The sequence below is a fragment of the Moorena sp. SIO3I6 genome (genome assembly GCF_010672095.1).
Genome location: NZ_JAAHHU010001288.1, coordinates 1 through 1,455 on the forward strand (window position 1 = coordinate 1; position 1,455 = coordinate 1,455).

Annotated in this window: 2 protein-coding genes and 1 pseudogene; 2 read left to right on the forward strand and 1 reads right to left on the reverse strand. The window is 40.2% G+C overall.

Features of this window, described 5'->3' with window-relative positions:
• Positions 1 to 401 precede the first annotated feature (401 nt).
• Together F6K49_RS48635 and F6K49_RS48640 are read left to right on the forward strand one after the other, a co-directional pair.
• Positions 402 to 812: an isoprenylcysteine carboxylmethyltransferase family protein gene (locus F6K49_RS48635; RefSeq protein ID WP_158069639.1), complete on the forward strand. Its 411-nt coding sequence runs from the start codon at positions 402 to 404 to the stop codon at positions 810 to 812.
• Positions 802 to 1,014 carry a hypothetical protein gene (locus F6K49_RS48640; RefSeq protein WP_293085435.1) on the forward strand — a complete coding sequence of 71 codons (213 nt, stop codon included), beginning with the start codon at positions 802 to 804 and terminating at the stop codon, positions 1,012 to 1,014. The genes F6K49_RS48635 and F6K49_RS48640 overlap by 11 nt, the downstream gene beginning before the upstream one ends.
• On the opposite strand, the pseudogene F6K49_RS48645 reads toward F6K49_RS48640, so the two are convergent.
• Positions 967 to 1,455, reverse strand: a pseudogene (locus F6K49_RS48645) (hypothetical protein); the annotation flags it as partial. The gene F6K49_RS48640 and the pseudogene F6K49_RS48645 sit on opposite strands and share 48 nt — an antisense overlap.

Consider the following 1,455-nt stretch of genomic DNA (forward strand, 5'->3'; position numbering starts at 1 on the left):
TGTTTTCGTTGTGAATGGTAGAAGTGCAGTAGTTGTTTGTTTATACTTTCTCCTAGCAAAAGGAAGCTATGTTTTTTGAACACTGATTGTAGCGTTTATCGCAGTTATGAGGTACACATTATTTTTTCCTTCTTCCCTGCTCCCTGCTCCCTGCTCCCTGCTCCCTGCTCCCTGCTCCCTTCATCAAAGTGTTAATTTAGCATAACAAGTACGGAAGAGCCAACATTACTAAAGCAAACATCATGCTAGTCTTAAAATCTTGCGCCCTAATCTTATTCACAACTTGTTTGATAAGTTTTACTTGGGCAGGCGTTGCTTTATTTACTCGGCCTAGCGGCACTCCAAATGGTTTGAGGATTCTGTTTTTTTTATGGACACTATTAATAGTTCTACAGGTCAGTATGATCGTTCTGACTGAAGAAAGTAATTTAATCCTAGGGTTAATGGGACTGAGCATCTATATCAGCTCACTAGTTTTGTTTTGGTGGGCAGTTAAAACAACTAAGGAAAAGCCTTTGTCTATTTGCTATTCCGATGATTTACCAAACCACATCATTACCACTGGCCCCTATAAATTCATTCGTAATCCCTTTTACACATCCTACCTGCTTTCTGTGCTAGCTGGTGTTTTTGTTAGTAATCAACTCTGGCTAATACTAACAGTAGTAGTAATGTTTGTTCTCTACTATCAAGTTGCTCGCCAAGAAGAAGCTAAATTTTTAACTAGTAGTTTTGCGGCTGACTATAAAGTGTATAAGGAAAACACAGGAATGTTTTTACCTTATACCAATCGGATTTGGTATGATAGCTGATAGCGGATATAGCTGTTTTCAATGTGGTGAGGTACAGAGTTTCTGGTTTTCGGAAACAGGGAACAGGATCCCGATTCCCGATTCCCGATTCCCTACTCCCTACTCCCTACTCCCGATTCCCGATTCCCGATTCCCGATTCCCTATTCCCTCTATTCAAAATGGCCACAACCGTTGCAGCAATCGCCAAATTTTAACCACTAGCTCTTCTATCCAAAGCATGGTGATGTCTAACCACTCCAACACTCGTTCTAAAGGATGTTTAACATATCCTTCTGGAGTTGCTTTAGTGTCAATGCAGTCTTGATTGGGCTCTACATCACTATGGTTTCTAGAGTTAGCGATCGCGCCATTTTCTCCTCCCTTGACTCCTTTAACCTTGTTGCTACCAGAATTAACAACTGCTAGAGGTTGATGTTTAGATTTTTTGGGAGTATTTTTTCCTAAATTAGACTGAATTTGCGATAGGTCTGGTGATTTTTCAGTCCTGGAATTTTTAGTCTGGGTGATGGATGGTTTGGGTTGAACGTTTGAGGATTTATTTCTTGAGATAATCAGCTTACCTGGAGCCTTTAGTAAGTTCAGGTATCGCTTAAAGAGGGTCCAAATAGACTTTTCTGACTTCACAGGAATTTTGCTGTTGAA